Below are 17,080 nucleotides of genomic sequence, written 5' to 3' on the forward strand. Positions count from 1 at the left end.
GCCAAGGCGAGGCGGTAGACCGAGAGCAACAGCGATAGGGTCCGGAGCGTTTGTTCCGGACCCTATCGGCGTTGAAAACCGCTGTCAGATCAAGTTACAGCCCGCATCGACAGGGATTGCCGCGCCAGTGATGTAACGGGCTTCGTCGGAAGCCAGGAACAGCAAGGCATTCGAGACATCGGCCGCATCCACCCAAGGTACGGGCATCGCATTCATCCCAAGAGAAACGGCCTCGAAATCAGCCCTCGTCGGATTCTCGATGTCCGGGCAGAACAGCTTGTACAACGCCTCATTCTGGATCATCTTGGTGTCGACCTGCGTCGGATGCAGGCTGTTGACCCGGATGAAGTGGGGCGCGAGCTCGAGAGCCAGGGCTTTTGTCATGCCTGTCACCCCGTGCTTCGCCGCAACGTAGTTCGAGGCGTTCAGATATGCCTTCAGGCCAGCCGTGGAGCTGGTGAGAACAATGGAACCGCCACGGCCACCGGCCTTGATATGCGGAATGGCCGCCCGGACCGTGTTGAAAACACCGGTGAGGTTGATGTCGACAGTCGTGTTCCACTCGTCATCTTTGAGCTCCTCGCCGACCGCGAAAGGACCACAGACACCGGCGTTGGCCGAGACGATGTCGAGACGCCCCAATTCGGCCACTGCGCCATCGAGAGTCGCCCTCAACAGCTGAGAATCGCGGACGTCCGCGTGGCCGATAACGATTCGACGGTCCAGGGCTTCGACGGCACGTTGGGTTTCTTCGAGGTCTTCCGCAGTGGCCATCTCGTAAGGGACAACGTCGATCGGCTTGCAGATGTCGACCGCGATGATATCTGCGCCCTCTTCTGCCAGGCGCACCGCGTGTGCGCGGCCCTGACCGCGTGCTGCGCCGGTAATAAAAGCGACTTTGCCTTCCAAGCGTCCGGCCATTTGGTCATGCTCCGTTCTCGTTGGGGTCTGAAACGCCTGAAAGCGTGACAGTTTGAACTGCTGCTCGGGCCGATCACCGCGGCCGCCGAGCCTTTTGTCGGATCACGTCACATTTACCGCCTCGATTGTGACTCCGCTCATACTGACATGACTCGTCCAAATTTAGAAGGGCACTATCCGAAAGCACCGAACAATCGTCAATTCTCCCGGCAAGCCGCTACCGTGTACATCGACGCGTGCGCCACAACTACTGCGCCACAACGCCATAATCCTGCGAGTCGAGGTCCGGGCTGGGAGAGTTGACGTATGCGAGATATAGGCGAAATCATCGACGACCTGGCGGCCGAACAAGTGTCGCTCGACGAGCTCGTACGCTCATTTGACGACGATGACTGGCACGCCGCCACCCCCGCTGAGGGATGGACGAACCGCCACCAGATCGCCCACCTCGCGTTCTTCGATGCGACGGCGGCATTGGCACTGACCAACCCGCAAGCCTTTGCGCGCCATCAGCAGAGGGCCGCACAAGATCCCGACACTTACCGCGTGGAAGTCCTGCAACCCCTTCTGGCTTTGACTTCGCCCCAGCTTCTTGAACACTGGAGGAAGTCTTGCAAGACACTCCTACTCGCGCTTCACTCCGCCGCACCCGTCGCTCGATACCCCTGGTACGGGCCATCGATGAGCCTGGCGTCGATGGCCACAGCTCGCCTGATGGAGACTTGGGCACATGGGCAGGACGTCGCTGACAGCGCCGAAATCGATCGACCGGCTACAGCCCGCTTGGTTCACATCGCCCGATTGGCCTGCCTCGCTCGTCCTTACAGTTTCGCGAAAGCCGGGCTTCCGCCACCGAAGACGGATGTCACAGTGAAGTTGGCGTTGCCGTCGAAGGAATGGTGGAGGTTCGGCGACAGCTCATCGCCGGATTCGATCACCGGGCCCATCGACGACTTCTGCTTGGTCCTCACCCGACGGCGGCATGTCGCGGACACGGCACTCGAGGTGACCGGACCCATCGCCGCGACGTGGATGGCTGTCGGCCAGGCTTTCGCGGGCCCACCGGGCCCCGGCAGGTATCCCGGACAATTCCACCGCCACCCTCCTGCCTGACGACATCCGTTCTGGGTGGCGGGCGCTCCTTGTTTTGGACACATATAGTCAGTATTATGGTCTGGTCGCCCAACATCGAGGAGCCCGTGTGAACACAGCAGTTATCGTCGACGTCTTGCGCACACCGTCTGCGAAAGGAAAAGTGGGCGGCGCGCTGTCGGCTGTCCACCCCGCCACTTTGCTGGCCGATCTGCTGAAGACACTCGTCACCAAACACGACCTCGACCCAGCCCTCATCGACGACGTCATCACCGGCTGCGTCACCCAATCTGGGGAGCAAGCGCTCAACATAGGGCGGACCGCTGTCCTGGCGGCCGGATTTCCGGTGTCCGTTCCGGCGACCACCATCGACCGCCAGTGCGGCTCCAGCCAGCAAGCGGCCGCCTTCGCAGCGCAAGGAGTGATCGCCGGCGTCTACGACGTCGCAATTGCTTGCGGGGTCGAATCGATGAGCCGGTCCCCGATGTTTTCCAATGCCGGTACCAAGGATCCCTCGACCGGACCTCTTTCCACTCGATACCCAGCCGGCCTCGTTCAGCAGGGGATCGGAGCGGAGATCATCGCCGCGCGTTGGAAGTTCGACCGAGAGCAACTCGACGAATATGCTGCGCGGTCCCACCGGTTGGCCGTCGATGTGGCCGCACCGCAGCAGTCCGCGCAGATCATCGGTGTCTCCACCACCGATGCCGCGGGCGAACCAGTGGTCGTGGATTCGGACGAGACAGTTCGAGCGGGGACCTCTGTCGGGTCGCTGTCGAGACTGAGGCCGGTATTCGAGAGTGCAGAAATGTCTGCTCGCTTTCCCGAGATCGAATGGTCGATCACGGCCGGCAACTCGTCACCACTCACCGACGGCGCATCGGCCGCCCTCATCATGAGCGAAGCGAAAGCAGCCGTTCTGGGCCTTACACCCAGAGCAAGATTCCACAGCTTTTCTGTTGTCGGCAGCGATCCCCTGCTGATGCTGACAGGCCCGATACCGGCCACGGAGAAGGTACTCGAACGGTCCGGATTACGCCTGAGCGATATCAGTGCCTACGAAGTGAATGAAGCATTCGCTCCCGTTCCCTTGATGTGGCAGAGCCACTTCGACACTGACCCGGATCGGCTCAACCCCGCGGGCGGGGCGATCGCCCTCGGCCACCCTCTCGGCGCCTCTGGTGGACGTCTTCTGGGTTCGATGCTCGCCTACCTCGAGGCAACCGGGGGACGTTACGGACTACAGACCATGTGCGAAGGCGGCGGCATGGCCAATGCCACCATCATCGAACGGCTCTGAGTTCACCTGAGATCCGTAGCGGCCATGCCCAACCTCTTCCGTGTCCCTTGCGATGAGGAGCCAACGAACAAATGAAGGACCACCGCCGCGCCGCGGCGCGCCGGTGGTCCCTTCAGTGGCAATCCAGGTGGTTCCGTCCTCGTCTCAAGCGTCCTGGAGAGCGACGTCTGAGGCGACGGGCGCTGCCTTGCGTCGGCCGATCAGGATCGCGCCGACAATCGCACCGAAGGCAATGATCCCGCCCGCGGTGAAGGCAGCCTGACCGGCATCGACGGCCTCCGCTACGCTCAGCCTGCCGGCGTTGACAGCGTCCGCCCCAATTGTGTACGCGGACACCAGGACCGCGCCGCCGGCGGCTCCGGCGAGTTGCTGCGCGGTCGTGAATGCGGCACTGCCATATGGGTAGAGGTCAGATCGTAGTGAGGACAAAGCCAAGGTGGTCAGCGGTGCCCACATCATCGCCTGCGCGCCGGACATCACGAGGTACGCAACCAAGTAGAGCCACACCCCACTGGTCTCGTTCAGGGTGCTCAGGTACCAGATACTCGCAGTCCAGATCATCGAACCCGGGATGATCAGCGGCGCCGGCCCGAACCGGTCGTAGATCCGGCCTCCCACCGCCGAGACGAGGGAGATCATGGCGCCACCGGGAACGAGAAACAGTCCGACTGCGAGTGTTCCCATTCCAAGTGCGCCGGTGAGCACGAGCGGCAGAACAAGAAGGATGCCGAAGCCGTTCAATGCCACGAACATCATCACGATCAGAGGCACCACAAAGGATTTGGTGCGGAAAATACGCATATCGATCAGGGGGTCGCGACCGCGCCGGCGAATGGCCTGCTGCCGAATGACAAAGGCAACCAATCCGACGAGGCCCACGGCTATCGGGAGGATCGGCGACATCAGTGCGTGGCCCGAAGCGGACTCACCGATCAACGACAGCCCGAACACCAGCGCGCCGAACCCGATTGCGGACAGAAGCAGTGAGAACACGTCGAGGGTGGCGTGTACGGGCGTTGTGATGTTCTTGAGCTTGAACGCTCCCAGCACCAGGGCAAAAACGGCGAGCGGCAGAACCAGGATGAACAGCCACCGCCACTCGAGGAAGCTCAGCACCAGCCCCGATACCGCGGGGCCAACGGCGGGCGCAATCGCCGGTACGGCGGTGACAATCGCCATGATGGCGCCACGGCGGGCCTCTGGAATCAGACGCATCGCAGTTGTCATCAGCAACGGGACAAACACAGCCGTACCCGCAGCCTGCACTACACGGCCCACGAGCAAGACACCGAAGCCCGGCGCGAAAGCCGCAATCGCGGTGCCGACGATGAACAACGACATCGCCGTCAAGAAGATGGTGCGCAGATGGAACCGTCGCATCACGTAACCGGTCGCGGGGATCAGCACAGCCAACGTCAGCAGATAGCCCGTGGTCAGCCACTGTCCCGACGAAGGGGTGATGCCGAGGTCGGCGATCAGTGTGGGCAGCGCGACACCCAACAGCATTTCGTTCAGTAGGACCAGGAAAGTCGAGCCCATGAGCAGGCCGATGACCAGGGCACTCCCTGGTGCAAGCCGGTCGCCGGGACCGCCGTCTTTGGTCGGGTGGTCGGGATTCGCAACCGCTGGTGTGGAATTGGGCATGACGTGTTTTCTCCGCAGTTCAGGTGTGGGGTGTTCTGGTTCAGGAAAGTCGGGGGTCTTGGCCGTACTGGGGCGGAGCGCCGAGGTGCGAACGCAAAGTCGCACCCTCGTAATCGTCGTGAAAGAGATTGCGCGCCTGTAGGATCGGGACAACTTGGTCCACGAACGCGTCGATACCGTCTGCGTACACATCAATCGCCAGCGAAAACCCATCGCATGCGCCTGCTTCGAACCATTCCTGCATGTGGTCGGCGATCTCGGTGGCGGTTCCCGGAACAACAGGGTGGTAGTCGATGACGCCGTGCGCCAATACATCGGCCAAGGTCCACCCCTCGCGTGCCACCTCGAGTGCATGCGGGGCCCGCGGATCGCCTGCACTGGGTCGGGCGTCGGCGAGCTGCTGTGGGGTGAGAGGTTGGTCGAGCTGAGCCGGCCGCAACGACAACCCGAGCATTGCTCCCAGGTATCGAACTTTCTGATTCAGATCCACAGACTCATCGAGCCTTCTGCGGCGATCCAGTGCAGCGCGGCGCGAAGAAGCAACAGTCGGCATGAAGCCGGCGAACAGCTTCACTTCGTCAGGGTTGCGTCCAGCCCGCTCCGCGGCTGCGCGAAGGGCCGTTCGATGTGCACGACCCTCTTCGATCGAAAAGGGGTTGGCGTAGACGCCGCTGGCATACCGGGCGGCGATCTCGAGACCGTTGCCACCCCCTCCGGCCTGGAAGATCACGGGTTGTCCCTGCTCCGAGGGTGGGATCGGCAACGGTCCAGCCGAGGCCACATAGCGTCCTTTGAGGTTGACCGGCTGGATTCTGGACATGTCGGCGAAACGCCTGCTGTCGACGTCGCGTACCCAGGCGTCGATCCCCCAGCTACCCCACAGCGCCTGAACGACCTGAACAACCTCGTGGGCGCGCTCGTACTTCTGCGCGCGTGAAGGCAGTTGGATGCCATAGTTGGCCGCGGCCGCTGCATTCGAGGTCGGGACGGCGTTCCATCCTGCGCGGCCGTGACTGGCCACATCGAGGGCTTTGAATTGACGCGCAATCGTGTACGGCTCGTTGAGCGTTGTCGAGCTCGTGGCCACGAGCCCTATCTTCTCCGTCCCCCGCGCGATAGAGGTCAGCACAACGAGCGGGTCGGTGGCATGATGCGGCGCCATCGACTCCAGATCGTTCTCGAGCGCTGGAGTATCGGCCAAGAAGATCATCTGGACCTTTCCGCGCTCGGCGGCCTGCGCGTGACGCACGATCACATCCATATCGCCGTAACTCGCCGGATCGGCCCCCGGCATGCGCCAAGCGCCCGGCTGGGAGCCGTAACCGTTGGCGACTTGAAGAGCCAGCAGAATTTTGTTTGACGAGCGGGTCATAACGCTCCTTCAATCAGCAAGGGTGAGCGGGCATCTCGACTCGTCGAAGCACGAATCTGTTCGAACCGAATCGCACTACGCGCCACAATCGGAGCCCGTCTCCGATTATGCTTCGTAACATACGGAGACACTCTCCTGTTTGTCAACCGGGCGGTGTTCGTGAGGCGGAGACCACTCGCGCTGCCGACCTACGTGGCCACGAGCGGAAGTTGCGGCCATCCGGACATCACTGTCCCGAGCGGGTGGCGGACCCTCACATTGCAAGGGGAGGGTGTCTCCATATATCTCGGCCTGGAGGTATTCTCGTTGCACACCCGCCACGAGAGGCAGAAGATGGCACAGGATACATCCTCGGGGCGTGCACCCCGCGCCGATGCACGTAAGAACCGAGCGCACATACTCGAAACCGCCGAGAAGGTGTTTGCCGCGAACGGCGTCACCGGGTCGATGGACACCATCGCAAAGCGCGCGGGAGTGGGCCCCGGGACTCTGTACCGTCACTTTCCAACGAGGGAGAGCTTACTGGCCGAGCTGTTGCAAACCCGCGACCGAGAGCTCGAGGCCAAGCGGCAGGCAATCGAGCAGGAGCGGCTGGATCCCGATACCGCGTTGTCGGAATGGCTCGACGCTCTTGCCGTGTGGGTGTCAGCTTTCGACGGTCTGTCCGAGCCACTGCGAGAAGCATTGTCGGAGAGAACATCTGCACTGACAATCACGTGCCAGGGTTTCATCACCAGTACCGACAAGTTTCTCGAAGCGGCGCAAGAAGCGGGTGGTGCTCGAAGTGGCGTCCGCGGCCGGGACCTCTTTCTGGGAGTCTTGGCTACAGCTTGGGTGAGCAACGCGGCCATGGCCGACAAATCAACGGCCACTGCCTTGGCGAGCTTACTGCGTTCGGGTTGGGTCATCGACTGACAGCCACGTGAGCGATGCGACAGCTTGCTTTGAGCAGGGTTTGCCAATCCCGTTGCTCACCAAGTAACGAGGCTGCCTGCTTCACAACGCCTGCTCACCGGCAAAGTGGAGATCCTGTCGCAGCCATGCTCTCCTACCGGCTATCAGGCGCCTTGATTGTTCGGTTTTGGTGCTCCGACAACGCCCTGGCACAGTCTGCGGGCCAGGGCATCTGCGCTAATTGGAATTAGCGCAGGAAGACCTGATGTCGCGGCGACGGGCGTAAATGCCAGATGATGCCGCTGCGTCGAGAGATTCCACGACGGCATCATCGGTTCCAACAACACCTGGCACTCGCCGGCGCGCCACCAGACAAAACGCGACAACGCATCGACGTTGCTGAAACAGCCGACCACCTCGTGCTGTTCGATAGTCGGTCGCATCCATCGCCCGTCAACACGAGGTAGTCGCTGTGTGCTGAATCATGAGTCTCCACCCGTCACCAACATCGGCCACACCAGCGAACTGGGTGCAACCAATCCTCGGTTTGACCGGTTCGAGCGCTGCGAACTCGCTGACCCGCGCGCGGCCTCAGGACGATCGCCCTTATGGGGCACCATCGGTCCATGACGGAAGAGGCGTACAAGGTCCGGGGTATTGCCCGAGTCTCGGGCGACTGGCAGCATCAGGTCATGGCTGGTCTACTGAGCGAACCCGACATCACCAAGGCCCTTGCCGACCTCACCTTCTGGTCGCGTACCGGCGATTCATTGACTCGTACCATCGAATGCCCCGACTTTCCGGCGGCGATCACGCTGGTCGATCGTGTTGCCGAGGCGGCAGAAGCCGCCCAGCATCATCCCGACATCGACATCCGTTGGCGCACCGTCACGTTCACCCTGAGCACGCATTCAGAGGGCGGGATCACCGGGAAAGACACCCAACTCGCCCATCAGATCGACGATCTCGCCCCCTGACTCGCACGTCTGCTCAGTGCGCGGTGAGCGCTGCGTACCGGGCGATGTGCTGGTCGGCCGGACCGAACTCGTACTCAATGGCGGTGAGCCGCTTGAAATAGTGGCCGATCGCCAGCTCTTCGGTCATGCCCATACCGCCGTGCAACTGGACTGCGTTCTGCCCGATGAATCGTGCGGAACGTCCGATCGTCGCCTTGGCCGCCGAGACCGCCAAGGATCGTTCCACCGGGTCCGCCTCGAGATTGAGCACCGCGAGGTACACCGCGGCGATCGACTGTTCGAGCTCCATGTACATGTCGACCATCCGGTGCTGAAGCGCCTGGAAGCTGCCGATCGCCTGCCCGAACTGCTGGCGCTGCTTGGCGTATTCGACGGTGTCCGCCAGGACCTTTCGCATCAGACCGACTGCTTCTGAGGCTGCCGAGGCGGTGGCCTCGTCGATCGCTTTGTCGATCGAGGTCCAGGCACCGCCCTCGGCGCCGAGCAGCGCATCGGCAGGTACCCGCAGGTCGGTGAACGTCAGATCCGCGGCCTGACGATCGTCGATCGTGCGGTACCGGTGGCTCTCGATGCCCGCGGGCAGATCGTCCGGGTCAACATCCACCACGAACAGTGAGATGCCGTCGGTGTCGCGTTGCGAACCCGAGGTCCGGGCCGTGATCAGGAGATGGTTGGCCAGCGGCGCACTGCTCACCACTGCCTTGACGCCGTTGATCACCCATTCGTCGCCGTCACGACGCGCCGTGGTGGAGACATCGCTGTACGTGTACCCCGAGGTCGGCTCGGTGGCGGCGAATGCGGTGATGGCCGTGCCCACGACGATGTTGTCGACGATTCGCGCGGCCCGGTCACCGCCGGCCCGCCGGAGCAGACCGGAACCGATCACGACGGTGTCGACAAACGGCTCCACCACCAGCGCATGTCCGAGGGCTTCGGTGACGATCATGAGTTCGACGGGTCCGCCGCCGAGTCCACCGTCGGCTTCGGGCAGGGTGGCGCCGAGAATGCCGAGTTCATCGGCGAAGCTCGCCCAGATCTCCGGCTGCCAGCCCTTGCCCGTCTTGACCGCGGCACGACTGGTCTCGAGCCCGTACCGCGTGGCCAGAAACTTACCGAGGCTGTCGCGCAGGAGTTCCTGCTCTTTTGTCAGGCTGAAGTCCATCAGAGCCCCAATGCTGCTTTGGCGAGAATGTTTCGCTGGATTTCGTTGCTACCGGCGTAGATCGAACCGGCCCGATCATTGAAGTAGCGCAGCGGCGCGACGGCCTGCCATCGCTCGCCACTGACGTATACGCCTGCCGGTACGGAGAACTCGGCGATGGGACCACCCGGCCGCGCCGCGTGGGGCTGATAGACCCGGCCACGGGGTCCGGCTGCCTCGAGTGTGATCTCGGTGAGTTTCTGACTGAGTTCGGTCGCGAGGATCTTCAGCATCGACGACGCCGGGCCGGGATCCTTACCCGACGCCATCGCCGACAACGTCCGGTATTCGAGGATTTCCAGGACCTTCGTCCGGATCCTTGCCTCCGCGAGCTTGGCCGCGAACAGTGGGTCTGCTATGAGGGGCCGTCCATCCGGACCGGGTACATCCGCTGCCGCCTGGGCCGCCGATTCCGCCATCACCTGCAGCGCGGGTGCTGCTGCTGCCCCACCGCGCTCGAAGACCAACAGATACTTCGCAACGGTCCAACCGTCGTCGATCTGGCCGATGACATTCGACTTCGGAACCCGCACTCCGTCGAAGAAGACCTGGTTCTGTACCTGCTCTCCCGAGGTCATGACCAGTGGTCGAACCTCGATGCCCGGTGAGGTCATGTCGATCAGGAGGAAGGTTATCCCTTGCTGCTTCTTTGCCTGCTTCGACGTACGCACGAGGCAGAACATCCAATTGGCTTCGGCCGCATGGGTTGTCCAGATCTTGCTTCCGGTACAGACCAGGTCATCGCCCTCGTCGACGGCGGCCATCGTCAATGACGCCAGATCCGAACCTGCCTCCGGCTCGGAGTATCCCTGGCAGAAGAACACCTCGCCGGTGAGGATGCCCGGCAGGAAGAAATCTATCTGCTCCTGGGTGCCGAATGCGGCGATCGCGTGCGACACCATTCGAATCCCCATGGGAGACAAGGACGGCGCGCCCGCCAGGATGGACTCCCGCCCGAAGATGTAGTGCTGGGTCAGGCTCCAATCACAACCTCCGTGCTCGACCGCCCAGGCCGGAGCCGCCCAGCCACGCTCGTGCAGGATGCGCTGCCACTCCATGCTCGCCTCGTGCTCGGAGTAGACGCTTGTCATGAGCCGGCCCGCCTCCCGCAGGTCCGGCGTGAGCTTCTCATCGAGGAAGGCGACCACCTCGTCCCGGAATGCCGCGTCGGACTGCGACCAATTCAAATCCATCTGCGCTCCCCGCGTTTCTACAGATCGGTTGACCACCGAGGTCACCAGAGACAAAATCTACTTATGTCTCAGGGAACCGTCAACGGTCGCGACGCCTCGTCACCGCGCCCGACGAGAGACGACGTCATCGACCTCGCCCACGTCTGGTTTCGCGACAGCCGGCGGGTCGACGTCCAGCAACTGTCCCGCGAACTCGGGATCGGCAGGGCGACCATCTACCGGTGGTTTTCGGGTCGCGAGATGATCATCGGTGAGGTCGTGTGGCGCATCGTGGCCGAAGCGCTCCGTCGCGTGGAGGTTCGCGAGGGCTGTCCCGAAACCATCGAACAGTTTGTGCACAACCATGGCGAGATGGCCGCGGCGGTACGGGGTTACCGCCCGCTCTCCCGTTTCGTCTCCGACGATCCCGAGTACGCGTTGCGGGTGCTGAGCACCCGGTACAGCGTCGTCCAGGGCCGGCTCATCGAGTGGAATGAGGTGCGACTCAGAGCGATTCCCGAGATCGGCCCGCACGTCGACATCAGCGCACTGGCGTACGCGATCGTTCGCGTCTGCGAATCCTTCATCTGGAGTGACATGATCACCGGCGTACCGCCCGCACCCGACCAGGCGACGGCCATGGTCGCGATGCTGCTGGCGGGCGCCTGCTCAACGGGGCGTCGCCAGGGCCCACCCGGTGACGGCGCAGCAAATTCCCAGGTCCTGGCCGTGTCATAAGGGCAAAGCGGACATTTCGGATGTTAGGCTCGGCCGAATCCAGGTCTGGGCCAGTTGCCTGCCGGCTGCCCTTGGCGAAAGGCGTACCAGGGTGCAGATCCATCTCAGCCGCAGCGCGAAGGTGCGGGCGTTCGTCTTTGCCATGGCGATTTCGCTCTTGTCAGCCTGCGGTGCAGAGCGGCCCGACGTGCTACTGGGCTACGTCGAGCCCGCTGCGCAGCCTGCCCTCGGTGGGTCCGATGCAGGCACGGACAACTCGGACTCCGACGATTCGGGTGACGGCTCGTCCGACGACGGCGGACCAGAACGCAGAGCGAGCAATGTTCCGATGGAAAAGCTCGCCGTCGGTGAACAGCCGCCCCAGTTCATCCTCTTCTCGTTCGACGGTGTCGGCGTATCGGAGAACTGGGATCTGTTCCTGAAGACCGCCGACGAGGTCGACGCCCGATTCACCGCACTGATGACCGGGCTGTACTTCCTTGCCGACGACAACAAGACCGAATACCGGGGCCCCGGATACGGACCCGGCGAATCCGCCCTCCCGTTCGGCGGCACCAAAGCGGAGGTCATCGAGCAGGTCGAGTATCTGAACAAGACCTGGTACGACGGTCACGAGATGGGCACCCATTACGTCGGACACTGGTGCGCGGGAACCAAGAATCCCGGCAAAGACTGGTCGACCGCGGAATGGAACCACGAACTCGATGAGTTCTTCCGGCTGATGAGTGACTGGAAGCAGATCAACAACATATCGGATGCCCCAGATCTCGCCTTCGGCACCGAGGTCGTCAAGGGCGGTCGTACCCCCTGCCTCGAAGGCGGGATGGGCCAACTGTTTCCAGCGCTGGGCGCGCACGACATGAACTGGGATTCGTCCAAATCGGCTCGCAAACCCGGGGTCTACTGGCCCACCAAGGTGGGCAGTGTCTGGGAGTTCCCGGTCCCCTACACCTGGTCACCGCCGCTCAATCATCGGCAGACCGCGCTCGACTACAACTACTGGTACACCGTCAACGGGGCGAAGGACAGACCCCAGGACGCCCCGAAACTTCGCAAGATAGTCAAGCGGTCGTATGACTACATGTATCAGCGTGCGTACGAGGGAAACCGGGCACCGCTGGTGATCGCCAACCACTTCAACGACTGGAGTGGCAATGCCTTCAATCCCGCCACCGCGGACTTCATGCGTGAGGTCTGCGATAATCCGGAAACCATCTGTGCCACATACCAGGACGTGATCGCGTGGATCGAGATGCAGGACCAGGCAGCACTGGCACCATGGATCGCCCTGCCCCCGGTGGCGGTGGACGCGAACAACTGACAGTGCTCGCGGCGCTTTCTAGAATCCGCCCTGCTGCGTGATGACCTCGTCGAGAAACGACCTCGGGACGCCGGGAGCGTCCACTGCCGCGCCTTCGGCGAGGTCGGAGTGGATCTGTTGGACCACTGCACGGAACGTCGCGCCACCGTCGAGTGGATAGCGGACCATCCCGGCGCGGGCACAGCGCACCAGAACAGCGGCGGCCTGACGCGTCGCCTCGTCGGTTCGGCCTGCCGCCGACAGGCAGGTCGCCAACAGCCGTTCGGCGCGCAGAGCCGCTCGCGCCCGGTGGCTTCCATCGATCCGATCGACCCATTCTTGCGCCCACCGGCACGCCAACACACTGTCAGAGGTTGCTTCGCCATCGCCGAATTCGTTGAGTAACAATCTAATTGCAACCTCCTCTTCGAGCTGCGCAACCAGAGCCGAGAAGCCAACCGGTGATCGAGCACGGTGGGCATGGTCGACACGAGCCCGGATCCCGCGCCGGGACGGGAGGTTCAGGGTCATCTGCTCAGCTTCGACAAACGCCCGCAATCGTGGCGCTTCGAGGCGTTCGGCGATATCGGCCGCTCGATCGAGAAGGTCGACTGCCGCATCCTTTTCGCCGCGTATCAACCTCACCTTTGCACCTGTCCCGTAGCGCGCCATGATCATGTCGACCGCACCCTCTTCCGCATCGAGATTGAACGTCGCGTCGAGCAATGCGCCTGCCTCAGACGCGTCCCCGCGTTCGTAGCGAACCTGTGCCAGCAGCGCGCTCGCAATGCGGGCCCCGTTCGACGGTGTGGCCATCGCGCTACCCGAAGCAACCTGGAACGCACTCCGGAAACGCCGCTCCGCCTCGACCAGCTCGAGCTGTTCGAAGTAGGCGATTCCGTCGAGCGCCAAGCCATACATCACCGCGAGCGGGCCGGAGTTCTGTTGGTGGTATGGAATCGCCCACTGCTGCCATCGGTGCGCCTCGTCAAAGTCGAATCGAGACGTGGCCCTCGTTGTCCGAACGTTCGCCAAGGCCGAAGCAACAAAGGGCGGCAAGTCGGCCGGTTCCGAAACCGGATCGGCGATGAGGTCATCGTGGCTCTCCATGCGATCGTTGCCCGCGCCGTTGCACGCTGCGATGATGGCCGCTTCCCACCGCATCTCTGTCGCTGAATGATCTGAGTCGGGCATATGCGCGAGTGCCCGATCGACCGCTGCCAGTGCTGCGTCAGCGAGTTCGGCGCGATTGAGCAGCATATTTGCCCAGCCGAGCCACAACTGAATTCGAGGACTCGCGGCGACCGCGGCGCGCGGTAGCTTGTTCACCATCGTGAGCAAGGTCGGCACGTTCGACTGCTCGATCAACGTTCGGCCGTCGACCTCGACCAGCTCGACGGCCCGTTCGGTGTCGCCGGCGGCCAGCGAGTGTTCGACTGCCTCGGCCACCATGGCGTGATCGGCAAACCAGTCAGATGCCTTGCGGTGCAACGACGTGACCGAATCGGGCTGATCACGTTCCAATCGACGACGCAGGAACTCACCGAACATCGGGTGGAAGCGGAACCAGTCGCCGTCCTGGTCCAGTCTCCGCAGGAACAGATCTCGCGTCTCGACGTCCTCCAGTAGCGCCTGCCCGTTCGGTTGCAGGCTCAGGGCAGTGGCCAGACCCGCGCAGATGCGGTCTGGTACCGATACTGCGAGTAGGAAGTTGACCATCGCCGGTTCCAGTGTGGACAACACGTTCTCGGCGAGGAAGTCGCCGATGGCGTGATGACGGCCAGATATGTGGCTGATCAGATCCGACGGCGACTTCGAGCCGCGCAGGGACAATGTCGCCAGCTGCAACGCAGCCGCCCACCCGTCCGTCGAACTCCAGAGCTGTGTCACTTCGTCGTTGCGCAGGTCCAGGCCGGACACGTCCAGCAGAAACGAGCGGGCCTCATCGGCATTGAAACACAGCCCGGCGATGTCGAGTTCGACCAGTTCGTCGCTGACCCGCATCCGACTGATCGGCAGCCCCGATCGCGTGCGGCTGGTGATGATGACCTGAAGGTGATGACAGCTGTGCTCGAGCAGGAACCCCAGGGCGCCGATCGACCGGGCGTCAGTGACGCGATGCCAGTCATCGACGATGACAGAGATCCGCTCACCACGGGCATGGATCTCGTTGATCAGCGATGTCAGCACGTACTGTTCGGCCTCGGCGCCGTGTTGTTCGATGACCTCGGCCAGATCACCCACGATCACCGGCTCCGCGCGCCGCAGCGATTCCACGAGATTGGCCAGGAATCGAGCCGGATCGTTGTCGTCGTCGTCCACCGTCAGCCACGCCACCGGGACACCGGTGTTGTAGAGCTCTTCCGCCCATTGGGTGGCGACCGTGGTCTTCCCGTACCCCACCGGAGCGTGGATGAGGACGAGTCTTCGCCACTTTCCGGCGCGGAGGATTTCCATCAGGCGCAATCGGGGAACCTGAGCGCGCGGCCGAAGCGGCGGACGAAACTTGGTCGACGGTGTCGGCGGCGAGGTGGTGATACCGGAACGAACCCGCCGCTCAGGACCCGCGGCGATCGGATCATCGGACCGGGCCGCGGGAAGTGCCATCTCGTCCACACCGACCCCGAGCTCCCGCTGGGCGTCGCGCAACGATTCGCCGTATTCGGCGGCCGACGCCGGCCGGTCACCCGGCTCGCGTGCCATGGCCCATTCGATCACCCGGGCCACCGGACCCGGGATGCCGGTCTCCAACAGATCGGGCAGAGGTTCGGCGGCGATCCGCAGGAAATGAGCGACGACTTGCTCGCCGCTGTGCCGCTCGAAGGCAGCGTGACCGGTCAGGGCACAGAACAACGTGGCGCCCAGACCATAGATATCCGAGGCCACGGACGGATCTGCTCCGGTCAGCAACTCCGGAGCGGTGAACGCCGGCGATCCGGTGACGATGTCGGCGCCGGTCTCGAAACCGCCGACGATGCGGGCGATGCCGAAGTCCGTCAGCTGCGGCTCGCCATACTCGGTGAGCAGGATGTTTCCCGGTTTCACATCGCGATGGAGCGTACCGGTGCGGTGTGCCGTCTCCAGGGCACCGGCCACCTTGACGCCCACGCGGAGCACGTCCTGCCAGTCCAGCGCGCCCTGCTTCCGGATTCGCGCATCGAGCGAATCATGTGGGTGATACTGCATGACGATGAACGGATGGCCGCCCGGTGTGCTCCCCACCTCGAGGATGTTCACGATGTTGGGATGTCCGGACAGCCGGCCCATTGCGCGCTGCTCGCGCACGAACCTGACGAGATTGCCGTCGTCGAGATGATCGGCGAGTACCTTCACCGCGACAACCCGATCCAGCCCCGGCTGCGAACATCGATACACGGCGCCGAATCCGCCCTGACCGATCAGATCGGGGTCTTCGAAACCCGCACTGACCAGCTCCCCAGCGATGTCGTGTACGACATCGCGCTGGGTCGTCTGTGGATCGTTCTCGGCCATGGCTGCCTCGATCGACTACGAGCGCGGATACCAACTGCATATCCAGCCTATCGCGGTTGTCGCCCGATCAGATCGAATCGATCGACGCAGATCGAGGCTGCTCGCGACGCTTCTTCCCGGGCAAGATCGCATCCGTCACCGAACAGTTGCGGTGACCAGCAGATACTCCCATTCCATGACACCGTCGTCGGTGAGTGCGGCTCGGGCGAGGTCGGCCAAACCTGTGTCCAGAGCCGCTGTCGCATCCGGGTTTTCGGCGTTGGCCCGGTAGACCGCGATCGTCGGACCGTACGTTTCCTTGAAGAACTCCCGGAATTCTTCTGGCGTGTCGAATCGGTCGACCTTCAGCGTCTGCTTGGTTGCGGTCACCTCGGCGATCCGGCCACCGAAGAGCTCTCGCACATGCTTCTCGTCACCCCACAACGGCGGTGGCTGGGCACCGGGGGGCGGCGGCGGGGCGTAGGCCTTCATCGTCGCGAACATCTGGCCGATGAACCCCTGTGGCGTCCAGTTGATCAATCCGATCCGACCGCCGGAGCGGCAGACCCGGATGATCTCGTCGGCCGACGCCTGGTGATGCGGAGCGAACATCGCGCCCACGCAGGAGATCACCACGTCAAAGCTCTTGTCTTCGAACGGAAGTGCCTCGACATCGGCCTCACGCCACGTCAGTTCGACCTGACGTTCGGCGGCCAGTTGCCGCCCGGCCGCGAACAATTCAGGGGTCAGGTCACTCGCGACCACCTCCGCGCCGACCTCGGCAGCGGGGATCGCCGCGTTGCCCGAACCCGCAGCCACGTCCAGTACGCGCTCGTCCTCCCGGATCCCGACTGCTTCCACGAGTGTCGGTCCAAGGCTTGCGATCACCTGTGTCGCCACCGCGGGATAGTCCCCGGACGCCCATAATGCGCGATGCTTGACCTTGATCGCGTCGGGGGTTGTTGTCTGTGTTGCCATGCCGGACTCCTTCGTGTGGC

At 63.1% G+C, this 17,080-nt stretch carries 14 protein-coding genes; 6 read left to right on the top strand and 8 right to left on the bottom strand.

Annotation, left to right across the window (positions count from 1 at the left end; genetic code table 11):
* Positions 1-84: 84 nt before the first annotated feature.
* Positions 85-921, bottom strand: coding sequence for a mycofactocin-coupled SDR family oxidoreductase (locus VIQ49_RS14210; RefSeq protein ID WP_331885646.1), 837 nt, complete (start codon positions 919-921; stop codon positions 85-87).
* A gap of 306 nt (positions 922-1,227) precedes the next feature.
* Between VIQ49_RS14210 and VIQ49_RS14215 the strand changes: the two genes are divergently transcribed.
* Entirely contained in the window at positions 1,228-2,034 is an 807-nt protein-coding gene (locus tag VIQ49_RS14215; protein ID WP_331885648.1) for a TIGR03084 family metal-binding protein, read from the top strand.
* Between the two features lie 88 nt (positions 2,035-2,122).
* Positions 2,123-3,313: a thiolase family protein gene (locus VIQ49_RS14220; RefSeq protein WP_331885650.1), complete on the top strand. Its 1,191-nt coding sequence runs from the start codon at positions 2,123-2,125 to the stop codon at positions 3,311-3,313.
* Between the two features lie 144 nt (positions 3,314-3,457).
* On the opposite strand, the gene VIQ49_RS14225 is transcribed toward VIQ49_RS14220, so the two are convergent.
* Together VIQ49_RS14225 and VIQ49_RS14230 are read right to left on the bottom strand one after the other, a co-directional pair.
* Positions 3,458-4,957 carry a DHA2 family efflux MFS transporter permease subunit gene (locus tag VIQ49_RS14225; protein WP_331885652.1) on the bottom strand — a complete coding sequence of 500 codons (1,500 nt, stop codon included), beginning with the start codon at positions 4,955-4,957 and terminating at the stop codon, positions 3,458-3,460.
* A gap of 40 nt (positions 4,958-4,997) precedes the next feature.
* The gene (locus VIQ49_RS14230; protein ID WP_331885654.1) at positions 4,998-6,329 is read right to left on the bottom strand and encodes an NtaA/DmoA family FMN-dependent monooxygenase; all 1,332 of its coding nucleotides are present in this window, start codon (positions 6,327-6,329) and stop codon (positions 4,998-5,000) included.
* A 333-nt stretch (positions 6,330-6,662) separates the two neighbouring features.
* Between VIQ49_RS14230 and VIQ49_RS14235 the strand changes: the two genes are divergently transcribed.
* Positions 6,663-7,244, top strand: coding sequence for a TetR/AcrR family transcriptional regulator (locus VIQ49_RS14235; RefSeq protein WP_331885656.1), 582 nt, complete (start codon positions 6,663-6,665; stop codon positions 7,242-7,244).
* 143 nt (positions 7,245-7,387) lie between these two features.
* Here the strand turns inward: VIQ49_RS14235 and VIQ49_RS28950 are convergent, their stop codons facing one another.
* Positions 7,388-7,666 (bottom strand): DUF6461 domain-containing protein, encoded by a 279-nt coding sequence (locus tag VIQ49_RS28950; protein ID WP_414731638.1) that lies wholly within the window; start codon positions 7,664-7,666, stop codon positions 7,388-7,390.
* Between the two features lie 249 nt (positions 7,667-7,915).
* On the opposite strand from VIQ49_RS28950, the gene VIQ49_RS14240 reads away from it, so the two are divergent.
* Positions 7,916-8,200: a 4a-hydroxytetrahydrobiopterin dehydratase gene (locus tag VIQ49_RS14240; protein ID WP_331885704.1), complete on the top strand. Its 285-nt coding sequence runs from the start codon at positions 7,916-7,918 to the stop codon at positions 8,198-8,200.
* A gap of 13 nt (positions 8,201-8,213) precedes the next feature.
* Here VIQ49_RS14240 and VIQ49_RS14245 read toward each other — a convergent pair whose 3' ends face one another.
* Positions 8,214-9,362, bottom strand: a complete 1,149-nt coding sequence (locus VIQ49_RS14245; RefSeq protein WP_331885658.1) for an acyl-CoA dehydrogenase family protein — start codon at positions 9,360-9,362, stop codon at positions 8,214-8,216.
* Positions 9,362-10,594 (bottom strand): acyl-CoA dehydrogenase family protein, encoded by a 1,233-nt coding sequence (locus VIQ49_RS14250; protein ID WP_331885660.1) that lies wholly within the window; start codon positions 10,592-10,594, stop codon positions 9,362-9,364. The genes VIQ49_RS14245 and VIQ49_RS14250 overlap by 1 nt, the downstream gene beginning before the upstream one ends.
* A 63-nt stretch (positions 10,595-10,657) precedes the next feature.
* Here VIQ49_RS14250 and VIQ49_RS14255 point away from each other — a divergent pair, with 63 nt between their 5' ends.
* Positions 10,658-11,311: a QsdR family transcriptional regulator gene (locus VIQ49_RS14255; RefSeq protein ID WP_331885662.1), complete on the top strand. Its 654-nt coding sequence runs from the start codon at positions 10,658-10,660 to the stop codon at positions 11,309-11,311.
* Positions 11,312-11,402: 91 nt separating this feature from the next.
* A complete protein-coding gene (locus VIQ49_RS14260; RefSeq protein WP_331885664.1) occupies positions 11,403-12,632 on the top strand; it encodes a polysaccharide deacetylase in 1,230 nt (409 codons plus the stop codon).
* An 18-nt stretch (positions 12,633-12,650) separates the two neighbouring features.
* Here the strand turns inward: VIQ49_RS14260 and VIQ49_RS14265 are convergent, their stop codons facing one another.
* On the bottom strand, positions 12,651-16,103 hold the full coding sequence (locus VIQ49_RS14265) for a protein kinase domain-containing protein (protein WP_331885666.1): 3,453 nt from the start codon (positions 16,101-16,103) through the stop codon (positions 12,651-12,653).
* A 135-nt stretch (positions 16,104-16,238) separates the two neighbouring features.
* Positions 16,239-17,060 (bottom strand): class I SAM-dependent methyltransferase, encoded by an 822-nt coding sequence (locus VIQ49_RS14270; RefSeq protein WP_331885668.1) that lies wholly within the window; start codon positions 17,058-17,060, stop codon positions 16,239-16,241.
* Positions 17,061-17,080: the final 20 nt, after the last annotated feature.

This window comes from Williamsia sp. (assembly GCF_036566845.1).
Taxonomy (GTDB): Bacteria; Actinomycetota; Actinomycetes; order Mycobacteriales; family Mycobacteriaceae; genus Williamsia.

Coding starts and splice junctions, on each gene's coding strand:
- VIQ49_RS14210 (WP_331885646.1), bottom strand. CDS start 921: ATGGCCGGACGCTTGGAAGGCAAAGTCGCTTTTATTACCGGCGCAGCA.
- VIQ49_RS14215 (WP_331885648.1), top strand. CDS start 1,228: ATGCGAGATATAGGCGAAATCATCGACGACCTGGCGGCCGAACAAGTG.
- VIQ49_RS14225 (WP_331885652.1), bottom strand. CDS start 4,957: ATGCCCAATTCCACACCAGCGGTTGCGAATCCCGACCACCCGACCAAA.
- VIQ49_RS14230 (WP_331885654.1), bottom strand. CDS start 6,329: ATGACCCGCTCGTCAAACAAAATTCTGCTGGCTCTTCAAGTCGCCAAC.
- VIQ49_RS14235 (WP_331885656.1), top strand. CDS start 6,663: ATGGCACAGGATACATCCTCGGGGCGTGCACCCCGCGCCGATGCACGT.
- VIQ49_RS28950 (WP_414731638.1), bottom strand. CDS start 7,666: ATGCGACCGACTATCGAACAGCACGAGGTGGTCGGCTGTTTCAGCAAC.
- VIQ49_RS14240 (WP_331885704.1), top strand. CDS start 7,916: ATGGCTGGTCTACTGAGCGAACCCGACATCACCAAGGCCCTTGCCGAC.
- VIQ49_RS14245 (WP_331885658.1), bottom strand. CDS start 9,362: ATGGACTTCAGCCTGACAAAAGAGCAGGAACTCCTGCGCGACAGCCTC.
- VIQ49_RS14250 (WP_331885660.1), bottom strand. CDS start 10,594: ATGGATTTGAATTGGTCGCAGTCCGACGCGGCATTCCGGGACGAGGTG.
- VIQ49_RS14255 (WP_331885662.1), top strand. CDS start 10,658: ATGTCTCAGGGAACCGTCAACGGTCGCGACGCCTCGTCACCGCGCCCG.
- VIQ49_RS14265 (WP_331885666.1), bottom strand. CDS start 16,103: ATGGCCGAGAACGATCCACAGACGACCCAGCGCGATGTCGTACACGAC.
- VIQ49_RS14270 (WP_331885668.1), bottom strand. CDS start 17,060: ATGGCAACACAGACAACAACCCCCGACGCGATCAAGGTCAAGCATCGC.